The following is a 21,272-nucleotide window of genomic DNA, read 5'->3' on the forward strand; positions in this document are numbered from 1 at the left end:
AATCAATTTGTTCCAAGGCTTTTTCTAAATCATTCAGTTATGTTTAACATTTTAAGCCATTTTTCCATTCTATCCAAACCCTCTTTTAACACTTCAAAACTATAAGAATAGGAAATCCTGATGAACCCTTCTCCACATGTTCCAAAAGCTGATCCAGGCACAATAGCAACTTTCCCTTCATATAGTAGTCTATTGCAAAATTCCTCGCTATTCATTGAGAATTTTGTTATAGATGGAAATATGTAAAAGGCCCCCTTAGGAAGCGTTACTTCCATCCCCATTCCAATTAATCTTTTATATACGTATTCTTTTCTCTTCTCAAACTCCACTTTCATATTATTCACGTCATTCATACAAGAAAGCAATCCCGCGTAGGCTCCCCATTGAGCTATAGAGGTTGCACAAGAAACATTATACTGATGTACTTTCAATATATTATCCATAATATACTTATTAGCACAAACATAACCTACTCTAAGCCCTGTCATGGAAAACATTTTAGAAAATCCACTGACCAAAATTACTCTATCTCTTAATTCATCAATTTGAGCTAGTGAATAGTATTTTTCATAGCATAATGAGCTATAAATCTCATCACTTATTATGTAAATATTTTTTTCTTTTAGAATTTTAAAAAGTTTATCTCTTTCCTGAAGGGATAATGCTGCTCCAGTAGGATTGGAAGGATAGGAAACCACTAAAAGCTTAGGATTTTCCTCACTTATAAGTTTACTTAAGGTTTCAAAATTAATAGTAAAATCACTATTAAGATTATAATTAACCACTTCTGCTCCAAAAAGCTTTACACAACTCTCGTAAGCCGGATAAGCTGGCGACGGTATAAGAACTTTATCTCCCGGGTTTAAAAATGCAGCAAATGTGCATAGTAGTGCCTCACTTCCACCAACAGTAACAACTACCTCTTCTGGTAAATAGTTAATATCCATATTACCTAAGAAATTAGAAATTTCATGTCGTAGCTCTGGAATGCCAGCATTAGCTGTGTATTCTGTTTTGTTTTCATTGATAGCGGAAGTCATGGCCTTTTTAATATTTGTAGGTACTGGAAAATCTGGTTGCCCTAGGGTAAGGGAAATAGCTCCTTGAACCTTTGATACCTTATTAAAAAACTTTCTAATCCCAGATATTTCTACGTTATTTACATTATTTGAAAATATATTATTCATAAAATCATCCTTTACATGTGTTTGAGTTATTGTCATTTTACTATATAAAAGAATAAAAATCAGTAGTTTTATAATCTTTTTAAGATAATAATAATATTTACCTTTAAATAATGTTCATTTTACTATATGATTTATAAGGTATATAGTTTTATTTTAAAATTTTAATTTTATCTATGTTTTTATGAAAAATGGTAAATTCAAGTTTTATGGATATAAAACCTTATGCATAAAGACAACAATTTGGCTTAATACTTATAATACGAAAGGAGAATGAATATGAACTATGATTTAACAGACCCTTATGAAATTGCAAGATACATAAAAGAAGCTAAAAAGGCTACTCCCATTAAACTCTATATTGATGGAGATTTATCACAATGCCAGTTTGGAAATATAGAAAATTTTGGTAGTGGTAATTTTTATATACTTTTTGGTGAAAGTAATGAGGTATCAGATTTTTTAATAAAGTATAAAGATAAAATCAAAAAATTTAAACTTGAACAGGACAGACGAAATTCAGCTATTCCTCTAATGGACATAAAAAATATTGACGCAAGAATTGAGCCAGGCGCAATTATACGAGATAAGGTTACCATAGGTAAGAATGCCGTTATAATGATGGGCGCTGTAATTAATATAGGTGCTGAAATCGGCGATGAAACTATGATAGATATGAATGCCGTGGTGGGCGCTAGAGGAAAACTAGGCAAACGAGTTCATCTAGGTGCTGGTGCTGTAGTAGCTGGGGTTTTAGAACCACCAAGCAAAAGCCCTTGTGAAATTGGCGACAATGTATTAATTGGAGCAAATGCTGTAATACTTGAAGGAGTAAAGATAGGTAAAAACTCTGTAGTAGCTGCAGGATCAGTAGTTGTAAATGATGTTCCTGAAAATGTTGTAGTTGCTGGAACACCCGCAAAAATAATAAAAAATGTGGATGATGGCACTAAAGAAAAAACTAAGCTGCTTGATGACCTAAGAAAATAAAATGTAGAAAGAGCATATATTACTACAAATGCAATTCACTTCGCTGAGTAATTCTAAACTGATTTTAATGAAAAATGCTAAAAAGTACAAACTCGCTGACGCTCAAACATGTACTTTTCTTAACGCATTCTTCATTAAAATCAGTTTGAATTACTATAGCTTGTTCATATGCATTTTACGTAATATATGCTCTTTTATACGTTTTAAAATCAAGTACCTTCGTTTCAACCAGTTAAAGGTGAAAGTTGGATCTAAAACACCGTAAATTAACTTTCCCCAATTTACGGTATTTTCAAGGACTAAAGTTGAAAACGTATACTATATATACTAGATAACGTCTAAAGCATCAAAATCTTGCTCTTCATCAATCATCATATTTGATTCTACTATGTTCTCACCATCTTTATTAACCTTTTCCATCTTTGATATAGACACTTCATATGCTACTTTTCTTATAACTTCTTCATCCGATAATTTCTTTTGATATTCTCTACTCTGGAGTCTTCCCCAGATTCTTATATTATCCCCTACTTCAAGACTTTTGCAAAATCTAGAATTTCGTCCCCAAGCAATTGTAGGTATATAATCAGATTTGTTATATAATCTGTTAACTGCCAATAGCATGTCTGCAATCTCTCTTCCAAAAGGTGTTGTCCTATATATCGGACTTTTACAAATATATCCATCTAAAAATATTTGATTTGGATTCTTACTGCGTTCTTCACAAATTTTAATATCTCTAGCAAATACCGTTAAGATTAACCTATTAGATCCATCAACAAATTTATTGTAAGATCTAAGTTGACCTTCAACTATAAATTCATTTCCTATATTGATACTCATCCCTGCAATTAATCTTTCGGAAATTGTTATAGTTAAAATGTCTGTTGTTTCACTCAGTCTCCAAACCTCAAAATCAAACACATAAAACCCTTCACCATACATTTCATGACTAAATTTTAACTCAGATACTACCTTTCCTTCTAAATAAATCTTGTTATTTAACATAACATTATCCATTATAACCCCTCTTTCCCTTAGTTTTTTTAATAAGCTTTCCTTAGAATATAAGTATTCAGTTCTTTAATGTAATATACCTAATATTTATATAATTTTGCTAAGATTTCTCAAATAAATAGTTTATTATTTAATTTAATATTCCCCATATATATTTTGGCAAAATTATAACTATTTGGTGTTTCCATTATAATACAAATGCTTACTAAATTTCAAGGTATTTAATTTTTATTTTTTTATTTGTTTTCCTTGTACATTTATATAATAATTATTCTTATATATTAAGTCTGATATTTTAACAAATGTATACCCATCCCTTTTTAAATACTCTAAAATTCTAGGCAAATTCTCAGGAGTATATTTCGCATCATTGTGAAATAAAAGAATTGACCCAGGCTTAGTCTTTTTTATTATTCTATTAAATTCGACATCTAGCCCTTGTTCTTTCCAATCAATACTGTCTACATCCCATTGAATGCAATAATGGTTTGTAGCTTCTACAGTTTCAATTACTAAATTATTGTACTCTCCGGATGGACATCTAAAAAGAGTTGTTCCCTGTCCCGTTACAGACATTATTTTAGCATCCGTAGCAGCTATTTCTTCAATCATATTTTCTTTAGAGATTGTAGTCATAATAGGATGCTTATTAGAATGATTTCCTATTTCGTGCCCTTTTTCATACATGGTCTTTAACTTATCTGGATACTGATCTATCCACGCTCCAACTATAAAAAATGTTGCCTTAGCATTGTACTTATCTAATATTTTCAAAATATCATCTGTTCTATCATCGCCCCAGCTTGCATCAAATGAGATTGCAATCTTTTTATCTTTAGTATCTACAGAATATATTGGCAATTTACGTTGCTGGCCGAAAAATACACCTTTAGTTTTCAAGTTATAAACAGATAAAGTTATTAGAGTTCCAAGAAAAAGCACAAAAACTATTATTATCTTCTTTTTTATGTAACCCATATCCATGCTATCCCCCCTTATATCACTGTAGGCAACAGAGGTTATAAATTGCTCCTCCCTTCTACCTTTATACTTTAAATTTATATTCCAAAAGTTAAAATATATGTATAATTTAATTTATAAACTTTATTTCATATTAAATCATTTATTGTAATAATTTATATAAATCATTAAAAATTAAAAGCACCGATTCATTTCGATGCTTTTTATGTTATAATGTTTATAGTTAATTTTACATGAAATAAAACAGTTCATAATTATTTTTTACTAAGCGGACTACAAGGAGGAGAGGAAACGATATGTTTGAAGATGCTTTAGACCTCGCTGAAAATAAGCTTCTTTTACTTTATATATTTTATAAAATAAAACTCCCTATTTCTAATATTCAATTAACACAAATTATTCTAGAAAATAATTTTATAAATTATTTTACGTTGCAACAATATATGACAGAACTTATAGCGTCTAACCTTCTTAAGCCTACTGAACAAAAGGGTAAACATAGATTAGTCATTACACAAAAGGGTGACAATGTTCTATCACTATTTAAAGGAAGAATTTCTGAAACCAAAATACAACTTATTGATGACTACTTGAAAATTCATCTTGAAAATATCAAAAAAGAGCTTACAGTTAGTGCTGATTACACAATAGAAAGTAATAACAATTATTTAGTTAACCTAACTGCATCAGAAGATAATTTTACACTTATAGATATAAAGCTTAGTGTGCCTTCTAACAAGCAAGCGAGGGATTTGTGTAGCAAATGGAGAGAAAAACCATCTGAATATTATACAAAGATAATAAACCTGCTCATAAATGATTAGTCACTATAAAAGTGTCATTCCTGTAGGCTCTCCGCCAATAGAAATGGCTTTTTTATTTTCAGTTAATTTATCAATTCTAAAAAGCAAATTATTATAATTATCACCTACATACAAATACTTTTCATCTTCCAAGATTCCTCTAGGCATACCTCCAATTTTTATTTTTTTTATTTCTTTATAATTATTTATGTCGAGTATACTAACCGTACCATCTCCAAAATTTGATATAAAGCAGTATCTTTCATTACAATACATATCCACAGGTGAATTACCAACAGGTATATTGTATAACACATTGTAGTTTTTTAATGAAATAATACTTATACTTCCTTTGTTATCCATACCTATATTACTTTCACAAACTAAAATGTAATTTCCATCTGGTGTAATAAGAGCTTTAGTAGGATATGCTCCCACCCTAAGGTTTTTAATACTTCCCTTAGGAGCACAATCTATTACTGTTACACTATCACTATTCATATTTGCTACTACAATTAGATTTTTTCTTTTACAAATATAAATACTATGTGGTAAATTGCCACAGGGAATTGCTTCTACAATGTGCTTCTTCTCTAAATCAAAAACTATTATGTCATCACAATCACCACAAATTACATAAGCTTTATTATCATAAACTGATAAATCATTACAGTGCATGCCTATAAAATAACTTTCAGTTTCATAATTATCCATATCAACTATAGAAATACTATTATCATAACTATTAGCTGTTATGAGTTTATTTTCATAAACATATATACCATGAGGACCAATTTTTTTGAGATTTTTTTTATCCAAATATATTTTTTCTTCTTCTACAAATAAATCCAAGTTAACTTTTGATATGCAATCTGATGAAGTACTACATACATATAACTTTCTCAAATCCCTCACCTCCTCATAACCATAATATGAAAATAGTAATAATCTGCTAACAATGTTTTCATAAAAATTAATAAGGGATTTATTCAAGATAGTCTAAAGATTTGAACTAACGAGTTTTTATTAGAGGATGCTATAAGTAAAAGTATATATTGCTAGCATCCTCTAAGAAAAAAAGGCGTTACTTAAAATTTTCTTTTTATTAATTTCTTTCTTGAAATGGAGCTACTCAATAGTATATAATAACCTTTGTGATTATTAAAATCACGAAGGATGGAGGGTTACATTATGTATAGTTATACACCAAAAGGCGTTTGTTCTAAAAGTATAAATTTTGAAATAGTAAATGATAAAATAACAGAGGTTGTTTTTACAGGAGGATGCCCTGGCAATTTAATTGGAATTTCAAGCCTAGTAAAAGGAATGGGTGTTCAGGAGGCTATAAAAAAGCTTAAGGGTATTAGCTGTGGCGATAAAAGCACTTCTTGCCCTGACCAGTTAGCTTTAGCACTTGAAGAATTAGTTGTAAATGCTTAATTAAATAATATAAACACATAAAAGCTATGAAATTAAGGTATTAACCCTATATTCCATAGCTTTTTAGACAGCCACTTTTATCTATTTAATCATCACCTGCAGCGCTACAGTATTAACGATTATGAATATTGCGTATTATTTTTCTCATATCTCCTACCATATATAAGGAACCACACACTAATAATAAATCCTCTTGCTCGCAATAGCTCAAAGCTTTTTTATATGCCTCCTCATAATTTTCAATTGACTCGCAGCTCCCAATGTATTTTTCTACTTGGACTTTTAATTGCTGTGAAAGTTCAGCCCGCTGGCTATGTGGAGTAACGGTGATAACTCTACTTACCTTTGGAACTATAGTCTTTATCATCTCTTCAACTTGTTTATCTGCAAGTATTCCCAAGATTAATATAATTTTGTTATATTTAAAATACATGTCGATACTTTCAGTAAGGTTTTTTATACCATCAATATTATGTGCTCCATCTATAACAACTAAAGGCTTTTTATTCATTACCTCAAGGCGGGCTGGCCATTTTACAGTTCCAAGACCCATTAAAATATCATTTTTACTTATTGTGGCACCTTGCACTATAAGCTCCTCTATAACATTAATAGCTACGCAGCAGTTTAATAATTGATGCTTTCCTAGAAGTGAAAGTTCAATAATATAATCATTATTTAAAGTTTGAACTTTCAACTTTTGAGTAATAAGATTATTATTGCTATAACCTGTCCCCTCTAATGAAGTTATTGAAACCTGCTGTAAATTTTCCTTTCCCAAATATGTAACTGATTCTCGAGGTACTTTTATTAATTTGCAATTTTTTTCTCTACATATTCTTTCTATTACATCGTAGCTTTCTTTTTGTTGTGGAAACATAACTACAGGAATTCCTTCCTTTATAATGCCTGCTTTTTCATAAGCAATTTTATCTATGGTATCACCTAATATTTGAGTATGGTCCAAGCTAATAGATGTAATAACACTTACAACAGGTATAATTACATTTGTTGAGTCAAGCCTTCCTCCCATACCCACTTCCATTACTGCAAAATCTACCTTATTTTTATAAAAATATAAAAATCCTGCACAAGTAATGATTTCAAATTCTGTTGGGTTACTATAACCTAGTTCCACCACTTTTTCCACTGCCTTGGAAACCTCTGTTATAATATTGCTTAAATCTGCTTTAGAAATATTTGTATTGTTTATTTGCATACGCTCTTCAAACTCTTCAATAAATGGCGAAATATATGAACCTACCTTATATCCGGATTTAACCAAAATATTAGTCACCATAGCTGTAGTAGAGCCTTTTCCGTTAGTTCCTGCGATATGTATGCACTTTAATTTTTTATGTGGATTTCCTAAAATTTCTAATATTTTTTCAGTTCTCTCAAGGCCAAGTTTAGTACCAAACTTGGCTGTGTTTTTTATATAATCCATAGCTTCATTATAATTCATATTTATCATTCCTTTCAAACTAGGTGGGGACAGTTAATTACTTTTTGACTTTCTCTTAAATTCTATACCAACATAGGGACAGTTAACAACCTTTTATTTTTATTTTTACTTTTATTTTTAATAAAACCATTGGGGACAGTTAACAACTATTTTATCTATCTTCTTAATTAGTTTTATTAGTTGTTAACTGTCCCCTTCCTTTTTAGTAAAAAAGATTCCTATGTTTTATTTAAACATAGGAATCTTTTGCTAAAACTTATTTTAAATTTTCTATACTTTTGATTACTGAATTGTACATTTCTTTATATTTTTCACCCTTAGCTTTTTCTTCTTCCACTACCTCTACTGGAGCTTTAGCTGTAAATTTTTCATTACAAAGCTTTTTCTCTACTCTATCTATTTCTTTTTCTAGTTTTTCTTTTTCTTTGTTTAATCTTTCTAATTCTTTTTCTAAATCTACAAGCTCAAGTAATGGCATATATACTTCTGCACCCTTAGTTACTACTGTAACTATATTTGCTGGTGCTTCCTCTTTAGAATTTAAGAACACTACTTCACTAGCTGATGCTAGTTTTTGGAAATACACCATACCTTCTTCAAATGCATCTTTTGCTTCTGTAGCATATATGAATACCTTAGCTTTTCTTGAAGGTGGTACGTCCATGTCTGCTCTAGCATTTCTTACGTCTTTTATTGCTTCTATAATATAGTTCATGTTTTCTTCAGCTTTTTCATCTTTAAGCTTTTCATCATATTCTGGCCACTTAGATATTGTTATTGACTCACATTCTGTTTGTACATGAGTAAATATTTCCTCCGTTATATATGGCATAACTGGATGAAGTAATTTAAGTCCTGTAATTAATACTGTATTTAATACATTTAATACGATACCTTTTGACTCTCCATCTTCTGCGTATAATACTGGTTTTACAAGTTCGATATACCAATCACAGAATTCTGTCCACATAAAGTCATGAGTCTTTTGAAGTGCTATACCTATTTCAAACTTCTCGATATTTTCTGTAACTTCTTTTGCTACAGTGCTCATTCTTGACAATATCCATCTATCAGCAACAGTATAATTTCTACTATCTTTATATTTCGTCATTAATTCTTCATTGAAGTTCATCATAACAAACCTTGAAGCATTCCAAATTTTGTTGGCAAAGTTTCTGGCTGCTTCTACCCTTGATTCATAGAATCTCATATCACTACCTGGTGCGTTTCCTGTAGCAAGTGAGAACCTTAAGGCATCTGCGCCGTATTTTTCTATTACTTCTAATGGGTCTGTACCATTGCCCAGGGACTTAGACATTTTTCTTCCCTTATCATCTCTAACCATTCCATGCATTAATACAGTTTCAAATGGCACTTCCTCTAAATTATAAATTCCTGAAAAAATCATTCTTGCAACCCAGAAGAATATAATATCATATCCTGTTACTAAAACACTTGTTGGATAGAAGTATTTTAAATCCTCTGTATTATTGGGCCATCCAAGTGTTGAGAAAGGCCATAGTGCTGAACTAAACCAAGTATCAAGTACATCTTTATCTTGCTTTAAATTTATGCTGTTACATTTAGTACAGTTTGTAGGTTCCGTTGATACAACTATAATTTCTCCACAATCTTTGCAGTACCATACTGGTATTCTATGTCCCCACCATAACTGTCTTGATATACACCAATCTTGAATGTTTTCCATCCAATTAAAGTATGTTTTTTCAAATCTCTCTGGAACAAATTTAGTTTTCTTTTCCCGTACAACATCTATAGCAGGCTTTGCAAGAGATTCCATTTTAACATACCATTGTTTGGATAAAAGTGGCTCTACAGTAGCTCCGCATCTATCGTGAGTACCTACATTATGAGCATGGTCTTTTATTTTAACTAGTAGTCCAGCACTATCTAAATCCTCTACAATAAGCTTTCTTGCCTCATATCTGTCAAGACCTGAATATTTTCCATATCCGTCACATATAGTTGCATTTTCATTAAGAACCACTATTTCAGGTAGATTATGTCTCTTTCCTATTTGGAAATCATTAGGATCATGTGCTGGCGTAATTTTAACTGCGCCTGTTCCAAACTCTAAATCAACGTAATCATCTGCAACTATTGGTATTTCTCTATTTACTAAAGGCAGTATTAATGTTTTCCCTACTAAATGTGCATAGCGGGGATCTTTAGGATTTACTGCGACAGCCGTATCTCCAAGCATGGTTTCCGGTCTTGTGGTAGCTATTTCTAAGAATTCATCCGTGCCTACTACTGGATATTTTATATGCCAAAAGTGACCTGCTTGTTCTTCAAATACTATTTCTGCATCTGAAATTGCCGTCATACATTTAGGGCACCAGTTTGTTATCCTATTCCCCTGATAAATAAGTCCATCCTTATATAATTTAACGAAAACTTCTCTTACTGCGTGATTTAAATTTTCATCCATGGTAAAGCTTTCCCTTGTAAAGTCAGCAGAACAACCCATTTTCTTTAATTGCCCTCTTATTTTTGCTCTATATTCATCAGTCCACTGCCAAACTTTTTCAAGGAATGCTTCTCTTCCCATTTCTTTTTTAACAAGTCCTTGCTTTAAAAGTTCATTTTCAACCTTTACCTCTGTAGCTATACTTGCATGATCTTGTCCTGGCAGCCACAAAGTGCTATATCCTTGCATCCTCTTTGTTCTTATTAAAATATCTTGAAGTGTATTATCAAGAGCATGACCTAAATGTAATTGTCCTGTAATATTTGGAGGTGGCATCATAATTGTAAAAGGCTTTTTATTTTTATCAACATCTGGAGTAAAGTATCCTTTTTCTTCCCACCTCGCGTAAAGCCTTTCTTCAAAATCTTTCGGATCATAATTCTTAGCAATATTGTTATTTTCTTCCATTAATAATTCCTCCTTATTTATAAAATCCGACATAAAACCGATATCCCTTTAAGATAGTTAACAGTTGAAACTCTTAATTTTCAAAAAACAAAAAGAGCCTTCGTCTATAAAAGGACGAAGAACTCGCGGTACCACCTTTTTTCCTGCAAATCTACAGGCTCTTGATAATTTAACGATTAAGAAAACCGTCTTTGTCTAATACTCATATTAAATGAATTCAACAAAGAAGCTCCGAAGCTACCTTCAAGGTTTTTCATATAGAAGATCTTACAACCTATGGATCTTCCTCTCTTAATATTAATTTTCCTTTACTCCTCTTCATCTAAGCTTTTTAAGGTTTATGAAATTTTGATTTATGTCATATTATACACCTTAATATTTATATGTCAAGATAATATATTTTAATCTAATGTGATATTTAAACTCTTTTTTCATATGAAAGCAAAAATAAGAGCACTCACCCTTAATGGTTCAATGCTCTTAATATATCTATTTTACAGCCTTTAATTTTACAATATCTGACCAATTACTAGCAGTGATAAGTTCTACATTACTTAAGTCTTTTCTTATACCCTTAACGTCACCTTTAATCTCTGCTACTTCGTGCTTTAGATTCTCTTGCTGCGCAGAGATAACATCAGTTTTATGTTCTAACGCTCTTAATATTTGCGTATGCTCTTCCTGTGTTGTTTTTACGGATTTGACATCTTGTCGTATTGATATGATATCAGTTTGCACTGATTTCATATCAGTTTTAACTAATTTCATATCAGTTTGCATTGATTTTATATCAGTTTGCACTGATTTTATATCAGTTTGCACTGATTTCATATCAGTTTGCATTGATTTCATATCAGTTTGCATTGATTTTAAAATTTCTAAAATCTCTTTATCCATATATTATCACCACCTAAAGTATATTATATCAAAATATTTATTTAATATCCATAGGAAAATATATACTTTATTTTATAAACACATTTCTTATAACCTTCATATTATATAACCATAACAACTTTATAATATGGAGGTATCCATGAAGCTTAAAAAAATCTCGTTTTTTTCCCTACTCTTATCTCTTGCCTTAATAACCACTCTATTTTCCGGATGTAAAAAGGCCAATAATGAAGCACTGGCAAATGTGAAATTAAATGAAGTAGTTCGCTCTATTTTCTATGCTCCTATGTATGCAGCTATTTCGGAGGGTCTCTTTAAAGAAGAGGGTATTGAAATTGACCTTTCTACGGGCCAAGGAGCAGACAAAACTATGCAACAAGTTTTAAGCAATGCTGTAGATATAGGTTTCTGTGGACCAGAACAAGTTATTTACATCTACAATCAAAAGCGGGCAGACTATCCCGTAATTTTTGCACAACTAACACAGAAAGACGGGGCTTTCTTAGTAGCTAGAAATGCTGAAACAGACTTTAACTGGGAATCCTTAAAAGGTAAAACTCTAATAGGTGGAAGACCTGGTGGAGTACCTGAAATGGCGCTAGAATATGTTTTAAAAAATCACGGTATTAAACCCGACGAAGATATAAAACTTATTACTAACCTGGCTTTCACAGCTACTGCTGGAGCTTTTAAGGGAGGCACAGGCGATTATGTTACTTTATTTGAGCCTACTGCTAGTATGATGAGCAAAGATAATTCCGGACATATTGTAGCCTCCATAGGAGAGTCCGCTGGAACCATGCCTTATACTTGCTTTTTTGCTACAAAATCTTATATAGAGAAAAATCCAGTAATAATAGAAAATTTCACTAGAGCAATTTATAAAGGTCAAAAATGGGTAAGTAGCCATTCTGACGCAGAAGTATGTAGTTCCATTAAGTCTTTCTTCCCTGGTGCAGATGAGACTGCCCTTGTTGAATCTATTAAAAACTATAGAAAAACAAATGCTTTTTCACCAAATCCAATATTAAAATCCGATGACTTAACTAGACTTATGGACATAATCCAGTCTTACAAAGCAGATTTAATCCCACAAAGACCTGCCTTTGATAAAATTGTAAATAATACCTTTGCGCAAAAGGTATTAAAAGATCTAAAATAAAATTTTGAATTAGGTATTTTTCTTGGATTATGCTAACAAAAGTATATATTGCGTAAAATGCGTTGGAACAAACCTTAGTAATTCACAATTTATTTTATTTGCAGGTGCGTAAAGAAAAATGCATGTCTGAGCGATAGCGAGTTTGCATTTTTTAGCAACTGTGAATAAAATAAATTGTAGAATTACTTGGCGAAGTGAAAGCATTCCAGCAATATATACTTTTCGTTATAGCATAATATAAGAAAAATTTCTTAATCAAATTTCAAGTTTTGAGTTCTGTTGCAAGGCACGCAGTCGAAATTTCATACCTTTTTTAATCTATCTTTTTATCACTAGCTACTTCTTCGTGAGCATCTTTAACTTCTACTTCATTCTCAAGATTTTTTAGAGCAACAGACATCATGAGCTTTATTCTATTAATTTGATTTACTTCACTAGCACCTGGGTCATAATCTATAGCAGTTATATTTGCACCTGGGTACCGTCTTTTTAATTCTTTAATCATTCCTTTACCTGTCACATGATTAGGAAGACAAGCAAAAGGTTGCATGCACACTATATTTTTTGTACCACTTTCAATAAGCTCTACCATTTCACCAGTCAAAAACCAGCCTTCACCTGTTTGATTACCCAAGGATAAAATAGGTGTTGCACCCTCTGCCAATTCATATATAGTTTTTGGTGCGTGAAACCTTTTACTATGGCCAAGCACTAATTTCATATGTTTTCTAAAACTTTCTATATATCGGATTGCCATATTATTTAATATTTTATCCTTCTTGCTCTTGCCCAAATATTCGTGTTTAAACTTAGCATCAAAAGCACAGTATAGGAAAAAATCTATTAAATCAGGCATAACTGCCTCTCCGCCTTCATTTTCAATAACATCTATAATGTTATTGTTAGCTGTAGGGTGGAACTTAACTAAAATCTCTCCTACTAGCCCTATCTGAGGCTTTTTAATGTTTTTAACTTCTAAATTATCAAAATCAGCCACTATAGAAGAAATATTGTTTTTAAACTCTTGGCTTTTACCCCTTATTACTGCCTCTTTACATATTTTTACCCATTTTTGATAAAGTAAATTAGCTGAGCCAAGTATCTGCTCGTATGGTCTAACCTTGTAGAGTACTCTCATTAGCAAATCTCCGTACACCAAGGACATTATTGACTTTTTAACCAATGAATGCGAAAATTTAAAACCTGGGTTTGACTCAAGACCAGCAGCATTTAAGGATACTACTGGAATTTTTGGGAATCCTGCTTCCTTTAATGCTTTCCTAAGGAATCCAATATAATTTGTAGCTCTGCATCCTCCCCCAGTTTGAGAAATTATAACAGAGGTATTTTCTATATCATATTTACCTGATTTTAATGCAGCAATTATTTGTCCCACTACAATTATTGTTGGATAGCAAGCATCATTATTTACATACTTTAAGCCTTCTTCTACAGCCTGAGTATCTACTGAAGGTAAAATTTCTAAATTGTATCCTGAGCAGTTAAAAGCTTCCTGTACAAATTGAAAATGTATTGGAGACATTTGTGGAGATAAAAGCGTATGTGTTTTTCTCATTTCTTTAGTGAATATAACCCTACTGTGAACCTCGCCCTCTTTTTTTGGCAAAATTCCACTTTTATCCCTTTCATTAAGTGCGGCCTTTAATGACCTTATTCTAATCCTCGCTGCTCCCAAATTATTTCCTTCATCAATTTTTAAAGTTGTATATATCTTCCCACTACTGCCTAAAATCTCTTGAACTTGGTCCGAAGTAACTGCATCAAGTCCACAACCAAAAGAATTTAGCTGAATAAGCTCAATATTTGGCTCGCACGCTACAAAACTAGCTGCAGCATATAATCTAGAATGATATACCCACTGGTCTACTATTCTTAAAGGTCTTTCAACTATACCTAAATGAGCCACAGAATCCTCTGTAAGTACAGGCATATCAAAATCAGTTATTACACTAGGTATACCATGATTGATTTCTGGATCTATATGATAAGGCCTACCAGCTAAAACTATACCTTTCTTTCCAGTCCGCCTAATATATTCTACTACTTCCTCGCCCTTATTTTGAATATCCAATTTTACCTTTTCAGTTTCAGCCCATGCCTTTTCAGCAGCTTTCACAATTTCATCTTTATGGATGGCAAAACATGCTAACTCATCAGTTAACCTACTAACTAATTTTTTGTTATTGTCTAAAGAAATAAAAGGACTTAAAAACCTAATATTTTTTTCCTTCAATATATCCATATTATTTTTTATTACTTCAGGATATGAAGTTACGATTGGACAGTTATAATGATCGTCTGCTCCCGGTTGCTCCTTTTTTTCATAAGGAATACAAGGATAGAATATAGTGTCTATCCCATTATTTATAAGACTCATTATATGTCCATGAACTATTTTAGCAGGATAACAAGCCGATTCTGACGGTATAGTATCTATTCCCATTTCATATATCTGCTTAGATGATCTTTGGGACAATTCTACCCTAAATCCTAAGGCTGTAAAGAAAGTAAACCAAAATGGGTAATTTTCATATATGTTAAGTACCCTTGGAATGCCTATTGTACCTCTAAATGCTCTATCCTTCTTTAGTGGAATATAATTAAATATCCTTTTATATTTATAGTCATAGACATTAGGAATATCTTCTTTTTTACCACTGCGACCTAGTGCTTTTTCACAGCGATTACCAGATATAAATTCCCGACTATTATCAAATTTATTAATAGTAAGAACACATTTATTCGCGCACTGCGTGCATCTTCCCATTGAGGTTTCTACATTAAAGCTATCCAATTGTTCAAGTGTTAATAATGTAGAAGTTTTCCCCTCCTCTGTTCTTTCCTTTGCAATAAGTGCAGCCCCAAAGGCACCCATTAGACCTGCAATATCTGGTCTAACTGCTTCTCTTCCTGAAATAAGTTCAAAAGCCCTAAGTACTGCATCATTATAAAAGGTTCCGCCTTGAACAATTATTTTTTTGCCCATGTCCTTTGGGTCTCTTATTTTAATAACCTTTAGTAGTGCATTTTTTATGACTGAATAAGAAAGACCTGCTGATATATCACCTACAGAAGCACCTTCCTTTTGAACCTGCTTTACTCTTGAATTCATAAACACGGTGCATCTTGAACCCAGATCCACCGGGCTTTTAGAACTTAAAGCTACATTTGCAAATTCTTCTATTTCCATGTTTAAAGAATGAGCAAAGGTTTCTATAAAAGATCCACATCCAGAGGAACAAGCTTCATTTAGCATTATACTATCAATAACACCATCTTTTATTTTTAAACACTTCATATCTTGTCCACCAATGTCTAATATAAAATCTGCTCCTGGCAGAAAAAATTCTGCTGCTTTGTAATGAGCTATAGTTTCAATTTCTCCAATGTCTACTTTTAATGCTGCCATTATTAATCCTTCACCATAGCCTGTTACTGCTGAATTTCTAATAATTACATCCTTTGGCAAAATAGTATATATATTTTTCAATATTTTTCTAACTAAAGTTAATGGGTTACCTTCATTACTTCCATAATAAGAGTATAAAAGCGCACCATCTTCATCTATGAGTGTAGCTTTAGTAGTAGTAGACCCTGCATCTATTCCCAAAAAGCAATCTCCTTTATAGTTTTTTAATTCTTTTCTTGCTACCTTATATTGACTCTGCCTTTTATTAAAAACTCGCAACTCTTCCTCATCTAAAAATAGTGGCCTAAGCCTTTGAACTTCTTGCCCCGATGCCTCCTTAAGCTTTGGAAGTTGCATATTTAATTCTTCAAAGGAAATAGGGTACTCATCCTTTGATGCCATAGCAGCACCTAGTGCAACAAATAACTGAGAATCCTTTGGAAAAATAATCTCTTCCTCTGTTAATTTTAAAGTTTCAACGAACCTTTGTCGTAGTTCAGATAAAAAATATAATGGACCACCTAGAAATGCAACATTACCTTTAATTGGTCTACCACAAGCAAGTCCACTAATTGTTTGATTAACTACTGCCTGAAAAACTGATACTGCAATATCTTCTTTTGCAGCTCCTTCATTTAATAAGGGTTGAATATCAGTTTTTGCAAAAACTCCACATCTAGCTGCAATAGGATATATAGTTTTGTGGGCCTTTGCAAGTTCATTAAGCCCTGTGGCATCTGTTTGAAGCAGTGATGCCATCTGATCAATAAATGCACCCGTTCCGCCGGCGCATGTACCATTCATTCTTTGATCAATTCCTCCATCGAAATAAATAATCTTTGCATCTTCTCCACCTAGCTCAATAGCCACATTAGTTCTTGGAATAATATTTTCTATGGCATAAGTGCTAGCTACTACTTCTTGGATAAATTTAATATTCAGCCACTTAGATAAAGCTAGTCCACCAGATCCTGTCACCATTATAGTAATATTGCAATCTTTAAAATTATTATAAGCCTCATATAACATGTCAGCTATTGTACTTTTTATATCAGAAAAATGCCTCTGATACTTACTATATATTATTTTTTCCTGCTGATTTAGTACTACTATCTTAACAGTAGTAGATCCTACATCTAATCCAACATTTAATATTTTTTTCATAATTATCTTCTCTTTCCCCGCAAGTTTGGATTTATTCTTATTCTTATTCTTATTCTTATTCTTATTCTTATTCTTATTCTTATTCTTATTTTTAACCTAGTAATTAATTATATATGTTTATGCAATAGGATTCAATCTTCATATTTTTTTAAATTATTTAATATTTAACTAAATAACCTAATTGTTCCTATACCAATATCCTTAGTCTTCAAAAACTAAATTTATTTTCTGCAATATACCCCTCCATATTATAATTCGTATTCATTACATATTATTCAAAATTTCTGTAAATATCAACTACATTTACAGAAAATTAACATGTAATTATATTATATTATAACTTAATAGTAACAGTATTTCAAAGCCCCCACAAACTTTATTTATAGTATATCTCCTATTTATAAAAATAGGCACCCTCCCTTCTGAATTGTCGTTAACAATACATTATTAAAACTCATATACTAAAGTATAACTTTCAAGGAGATGATAAAGTGATTAAAGTAGAGATTAACAATATATCCATGAATTACCATTCTCATGTTTCAGAAACTCCTGCTTTAAAGGATATCTCATTTACTGTGCAAGAAGGTCACTTTTTAAGTATTGTGGGTCCTTCTGGCTGTGGTAAATCAACACTATTAAATATAATAGCAGGCTTAATTAATCCCTCTAATGGAGAAATCGCAATTAAAAATTGTAATGATTGTTCAAGCTTCTCAAAAATTGGATATATGTTTCAAAAGGATCAATTATTTGATTGGTTAACTATATGGGACAATGTACTTTTAGGTCTTAAAATTAACCACTGTATTACTGATGACAATTTGGAAATGGTGAAAAATCTTTTAACACGCTATAATCTCTGGGAATTTAAAAATCATCATCCTAGAGAATTATCTGGAGGTATGCGTCAAAGGGTTGCTCTAATTCGTACCTTAGCACTAAAACCTGAAGTACTTCTTTTAGATGAGCCTTTCTCCGCACTAGACTATCAAACTAGATTAAACATTAGTGATGAAGTTTATGAAATTATAAAAAAAGAAAAAAAGACTACTATAATGGTAACTCATGATATATCTGAAGCCATCTCTATGTCAGATGAGATTATTATTCTTTCAAATCGCCCTGCTGTAATTATTAAAAACATAAACCTTAAGTTTGAAGAAAATTTTTCTCTTCCTTTAAAACGTAGAGAAGCTCCAAATTTTAGAGTTTATTTCAATGAAATTTGGAAGGTGATGAATTGTAATGCTGATTCAAAGTGATGAACACAAAAATTATATTAAAGGTGTAAAAAGAGAGAAATATCTTGTTATTCTTACGAGATTAGTAATACTAATTGCTTTTTTTAGTTTATGGGAGATAGCTGGCAGATTAAAATGGATCGATTCTTTTTTAACAAGCACACCTTCAAAAATGTATGCCTCATTTATACAACTATATAGCGAGGGTACATTGCTATATAATATCTTTATAACCTGTTTTGAAACAGTAATAGGTTTTGTACTTGGAACAATTTTAGGTGCTTTAATTGCAATTCTCTTATGGTGGTCAGATTTTGTTTCAAGAGTTTTGGATCCCTACTTAATAGTATTAAATGCACTACCTAAAGTAGCTCTTGCACCTATTATTATATTTTGGGTAGGCAATGGAATAAAGGCAATAATAGTAATTGCTCTTTTAATATCCATAGTTGTCACTATAATAAGCATACTAAGCGGCTTTAAAGAAGTGGATGAAGATAAAATTAAGCTTTTAAAAACCTTCGGAGCTTCTAAATTCCAAATCTTAATTAATCTAATTATTCCTGCATCCATCGGAGCTCTTATTTCCGCATTAAAAATCAATGTAGGGCTCTCATGGGTAGGTGTAATAATGGGTGAATTCCTGGTGGCTAAAAACGGTTTGGGTTTTCTTATAATTTTTGGTGGACAAATTTCTCAGCTAGACATGGTAATGATGAGTATAGTCATACTTTCCCTCTTAGCGTACCTCATGTATGAAATGGTTGCATTTATCGAAAGAAAAGTAGTAGGCAAAAATAAATAAAATTTTAAGTGAATATATTTATAATCCTTGGGTAGTATTTATATGGAATATTCTTTGCAAAATAGTAATATCATTATTTAGGAACATTAAAATAAATAACACCCTGTATGCTAGTCTATTTTACATCTTTGACTTGTCATTTATTCTTATGTGCATTAGGGTAAAAAATCTATAACTTGTTAGAGAACTATAACTCGTTAGAGAACTATAAGGAGGAAAATAATGGACTACTTTCAAAAGGCTAACGACATATACAATACTAAGGATTATAACAGAGCAATCGCTCTATATAAAAAAGCTGCAGAAATGAAAGACAATGAAGCGGGATCTCTTTATAATAGCGCAGTATGTTTTATTCACCTAAAGGAATATGAAAAAGCAATACCCTTATTTCATAGTGCTATAGATCTACGCCCAGAAAGCAAATATTTCTTCAACTTAGCTTATTGCTATGCCATGTGTCTCAACAAGCCAAAGGCATTATATTACTTCAATACCGCTTGGACACTAAACAATGAAGACGAAGATTGCGAAAAAGCCATTAACTTATTATTAAAAAGTTATAGAATAGCTCCCTAAAACACAGGGAGCTATCCTATAATAAATCATTTTTACCATTCTCCAGCTATACTCTCTTCTTTATGGTCGATAACAAATCTTTTACTATCAAAATAGTCCCCACCAATTAAAAATGTAGGATCTACATTAATCCATTTGTTTTCATCTTCTATATATACTTGATTCCAAGCATGACTAACCCAATTATTACCATTGAATCCCTGACCGGTTATAATTCTTACCTTTATATTATTAGCCCTGCACATAGCTACAAATAAACATGCATAGTCAAAGCATATTCCACTTTTGGAGTCAAATGTTGGAACAGCTCCGGATTTCACTTCTAAATCATTATTTAATACCCTATTTGCCTTTGCATCATCATAAACTACTTCACTACCTACCCAGTTGTATATAAGCTTTGCTTTTTCCCTTGTTGCATTTTTATTTTGCACCAGCTTAATTGCAAACTTATCAATTTCACCATTAGATTGCACCCCTTGGTCCAAGGTAACACCATTATAATAAGTTATAACCTTTTGCTTATTTTGTACATTAGAATCCTTTGCACTTGCTTCTTTTACCACAATTTTAAATGAGTTATTAACAATATTGGGAAGTTGTTTTGCAAGCTTTGAATTAGTCAATGGAATAACTACCTCTTTGGATATATAATTATACAATTGTGATCCTTCTAAATATTTATTGTATGCATCAGTTATCTTAAGAAGTGATAGAAAATTCAGCATCAAAGTAATAACAATTACATAGCATATTGATTTGGGTACTTGAAATATCGCCCCTACTACTCTTTTAAAAATATCGCTTTTATTTTTCAACTTATTTTCTATGCTATCAAACAAAGGGTAAATAGTAATGTGACTAATAAGATTAATAACAAAATTTATGACTGTATAAATTATTAGCACCACAAGTGGCATCAATAATACATAAATTACTAGTGGTTTATTATTAATAAAATCTATAGCGTCTAAAGGTATGTTTTTGTATATTTTTTCATAAATACCCTCATTATGCTGAATAAAGATTTTTTTGGTGTAATAAATACCTAAAAATAGTGCACTTAAAAAAGAAATACTTTGAAAAGCTCCCTGAATAGATCCTTTTAAATTTTCAGAAGAAAATTTAAATATAAACCCTTTAATTACTGGATATATAAAAAGCAATAGTAAAATTAAAGTCACAGGCTCCCTAAACAACTCTACCACCCTC

General features: G+C 31.5%; 16 protein-coding genes and 1 other annotated feature. Of the genes, 7 read left to right on the top strand and 9 right to left on the bottom strand.

The window, feature by feature from the left end; all coding sequences use genetic code 11:
- Positions 1-29: 29 nt before the first annotated feature.
- A complete protein-coding gene (locus G9F71_RS19180; RefSeq protein WP_164950477.1) occupies positions 30-1,187 on the bottom strand; it encodes a pyridoxal phosphate-dependent aminotransferase in 1,158 nt (385 codons plus the stop codon).
- 276 nt (positions 1,188-1,463) lie between these two features.
- Between G9F71_RS19180 and dapD the strand changes: the two genes are divergently transcribed.
- Positions 1,464-2,174, top strand: a complete 711-nt coding sequence (gene dapD, locus G9F71_RS19185; protein WP_164950478.1) for a 2,3,4,5-tetrahydropyridine-2,6-dicarboxylate N-acetyltransferase — start codon at positions 1,464-1,466, stop codon at positions 2,172-2,174.
- 327 nt (positions 2,175-2,501) lie between these two features.
- Here the strand turns inward: dapD and G9F71_RS19190 are convergent, their stop codons facing one another.
- Together G9F71_RS19190 and pdaB are read right to left on the bottom strand one after the other, a co-directional pair.
- The gene (locus tag G9F71_RS19190; protein ID WP_164944607.1) at positions 2,502-3,194 is read right to left on the bottom strand and encodes a single-stranded DNA-binding protein; all 693 of its coding nucleotides are present in this window, start codon (positions 3,192-3,194) and stop codon (positions 2,502-2,504) included.
- Between the two features lie 225 nt (positions 3,195-3,419).
- Positions 3,420-4,175, bottom strand: a complete 756-nt coding sequence (gene pdaB / locus G9F71_RS19195; RefSeq protein WP_164950479.1) for a polysaccharide deacetylase family sporulation protein PdaB — start codon at positions 4,173-4,175, stop codon at positions 3,420-3,422.
- A gap of 293 nt (positions 4,176-4,468) precedes the next feature.
- Between pdaB and G9F71_RS19200 the strand changes: the two genes are divergently transcribed.
- Positions 4,469-4,996: a DUF4364 family protein gene (locus tag G9F71_RS19200; protein WP_125006050.1), complete on the top strand. Its 528-nt coding sequence runs from the start codon at positions 4,469-4,471 to the stop codon at positions 4,994-4,996.
- Positions 4,997-4,999: 3 nt separating this feature from the next.
- Here the strand turns inward: G9F71_RS19200 and G9F71_RS19205 are convergent, their stop codons facing one another.
- Entirely contained in the window at positions 5,000-5,881 is an 882-nt protein-coding gene (locus G9F71_RS19205) for a YncE family protein (RefSeq protein WP_125006048.1), read from the bottom strand.
- A gap of 285 nt (positions 5,882-6,166) precedes the next feature.
- Between G9F71_RS19205 and G9F71_RS19210 the strand changes: the two genes are divergently transcribed.
- Entirely contained in the window at positions 6,167-6,415 is a 249-nt protein-coding gene (locus G9F71_RS19210; protein WP_164944609.1) for a TIGR03905 family TSCPD domain-containing protein, read from the top strand.
- Positions 6,416-6,527: 112 nt separating this feature from the next.
- Here the strand turns inward: G9F71_RS19210 and G9F71_RS19215 are convergent, their stop codons facing one another.
- The 3 genes from G9F71_RS19215 to G9F71_RS19225 all read right to left on the bottom strand — a co-directional run bounded on the left by G9F71_RS19215 (position 6,528) and on the right by G9F71_RS19225 (position 11,631).
- A complete protein-coding gene (locus G9F71_RS19215) occupies positions 6,528-7,880 on the bottom strand; it encodes a bifunctional folylpolyglutamate synthase/dihydrofolate synthase (protein WP_164950480.1) in 1,353 nt (450 codons plus the stop codon).
- A gap of 256 nt (positions 7,881-8,136) precedes the next feature.
- The gene (locus G9F71_RS19220) at positions 8,137-10,779 is read right to left on the bottom strand and encodes a valine--tRNA ligase (RefSeq protein ID WP_164950481.1); all 2,643 of its coding nucleotides are present in this window, start codon (positions 10,777-10,779) and stop codon (positions 8,137-8,139) included.
- Positions 10,780-10,886: 107 nt separating this feature from the next.
- Positions 10,887-11,113 (bottom strand) — a binding site (T-box leader).
- A gap of 155 nt (positions 11,114-11,268) precedes the next feature.
- The gene (locus G9F71_RS19225; RefSeq protein ID WP_224626498.1) at positions 11,269-11,631 is read right to left on the bottom strand and encodes a hypothetical protein; all 363 of its coding nucleotides are present in this window, start codon (positions 11,629-11,631) and stop codon (positions 11,269-11,271) included.
- Between the two features lie 184 nt (positions 11,632-11,815).
- On the opposite strand from G9F71_RS19225, the gene G9F71_RS19230 reads away from it, so the two are divergent.
- On the top strand, positions 11,816-12,838 hold the full coding sequence (locus G9F71_RS19230; RefSeq protein WP_164950483.1) for an ABC transporter substrate-binding protein: 1,023 nt from the start codon (positions 11,816-11,818) through the stop codon (positions 12,836-12,838).
- Between the two features lie 313 nt (positions 12,839-13,151).
- On the opposite strand, the gene G9F71_RS19235 is transcribed toward G9F71_RS19230, so the two are convergent.
- Entirely contained in the window at positions 13,152-17,432 is a 4,281-nt protein-coding gene (locus G9F71_RS19235) for a 2-hydroxyacyl-CoA dehydratase (RefSeq protein ID WP_164950484.1), read from the bottom strand.
- A gap of 491 nt (positions 17,433-17,923) precedes the next feature.
- Between G9F71_RS19235 and G9F71_RS19240 the strand changes: the two genes are divergently transcribed.
- The 3 genes from G9F71_RS19240 (at position 17,924) to G9F71_RS19250 (ending at position 20,060) form a co-directional block, all read left to right on the top strand.
- Positions 17,924-18,697 (top strand): ABC transporter ATP-binding protein, encoded by a 774-nt coding sequence (locus G9F71_RS19240; RefSeq protein WP_164950485.1) that lies wholly within the window; start codon positions 17,924-17,926, stop codon positions 18,695-18,697.
- Positions 18,681-19,481 (top strand): ABC transporter permease, encoded by an 801-nt coding sequence (locus G9F71_RS19245; RefSeq protein WP_125002590.1) that lies wholly within the window; start codon positions 18,681-18,683, stop codon positions 19,479-19,481. The genes G9F71_RS19240 and G9F71_RS19245 overlap by 17 nt, the downstream gene beginning before the upstream one ends.
- A 222-nt stretch (positions 19,482-19,703) precedes the next feature.
- Positions 19,704-20,060 carry a tetratricopeptide repeat protein gene (locus G9F71_RS19250; protein WP_125002592.1) on the top strand — a complete coding sequence of 119 codons (357 nt, stop codon included), beginning with the start codon at positions 19,704-19,706 and terminating at the stop codon, positions 20,058-20,060.
- Positions 20,061-20,092: 32 nt separating this feature from the next.
- Here the strand turns inward: G9F71_RS19250 and G9F71_RS19255 are convergent, their stop codons facing one another.
- The gene (locus tag G9F71_RS19255) at positions 20,093-21,259 is read right to left on the bottom strand and encodes a transglutaminase domain-containing protein (RefSeq protein ID WP_164950486.1); all 1,167 of its coding nucleotides are present in this window, start codon (positions 21,257-21,259) and stop codon (positions 20,093-20,095) included.
- Between the last annotated feature and the right edge of the window lie 13 nt (positions 21,260-21,272).

Source organism: Clostridium sp. FP2 (genome assembly GCF_011065955.2).
Taxonomy (GTDB): domain Bacteria; phylum Bacillota; class Clostridia; order Clostridiales; family Clostridiaceae; genus Clostridium_AD; species Clostridium_AD tagluense.

What these genes read in the sequence shown, in the direction of transcription:
- G9F71_RS19180 (WP_164950477.1), bottom strand. Translation starts at nt 1,187, where the DNA reads ATGAATAATATATTTTCAAATAATGTAAATAACGTAGAAATATCTGGG.
- dapD (WP_164950478.1), top strand. Translation starts at nt 1,464, where the DNA reads ATGAACTATGATTTAACAGACCCTTATGAAATTGCAAGATACATAAAA.
- G9F71_RS19190 (WP_164944607.1), bottom strand. Translation starts at nt 3,194, where the DNA reads ATGGATAATGTTATGTTAAATAACAAGATTTATTTAGAAGGAAAGGTA.
- pdaB (WP_164950479.1), bottom strand. Translation starts at nt 4,175, where the DNA reads ATGGATATGGGTTACATAAAAAAGAAGATAATAATAGTTTTTGTGCTT.
- G9F71_RS19200 (WP_125006050.1), top strand. Translation starts at nt 4,469, where the DNA reads ATGTTTGAAGATGCTTTAGACCTCGCTGAAAATAAGCTTCTTTTACTT.
- G9F71_RS19210 (WP_164944609.1), top strand. Translation starts at nt 6,167, where the DNA reads ATGTATAGTTATACACCAAAAGGCGTTTGTTCTAAAAGTATAAATTTT.
- G9F71_RS19215 (WP_164950480.1), bottom strand. Translation starts at nt 7,880, where the DNA reads ATGAATTATAATGAAGCTATGGATTATATAAAAAACACAGCCAAGTTT.
- G9F71_RS19220 (WP_164950481.1), bottom strand. Translation starts at nt 10,779, where the DNA reads ATGGAAGAAAATAACAATATTGCTAAGAATTATGATCCGAAAGATTTT.
- G9F71_RS19225 (WP_224626498.1), bottom strand. Translation starts at nt 11,631, where the DNA reads ATGAAATCAATGCAAACTGATATGAAATCAGTGCAAACTGATATAAAA.
- G9F71_RS19230 (WP_164950483.1), top strand. Translation starts at nt 11,816, where the DNA reads ATGAAGCTTAAAAAAATCTCGTTTTTTTCCCTACTCTTATCTCTTGCC.
- G9F71_RS19235 (WP_164950484.1), bottom strand. Translation starts at nt 17,432, where the DNA reads ATGAAAAAAATATTAAATGTTGGATTAGATGTAGGATCTACTACTGTT.
- G9F71_RS19245 (WP_125002590.1), top strand. Translation starts at nt 18,681, where the DNA reads ATGCTGATTCAAAGTGATGAACACAAAAATTATATTAAAGGTGTAAAA.
- G9F71_RS19250 (WP_125002592.1), top strand. Translation starts at nt 19,704, where the DNA reads ATGGACTACTTTCAAAAGGCTAACGACATATACAATACTAAGGATTAT.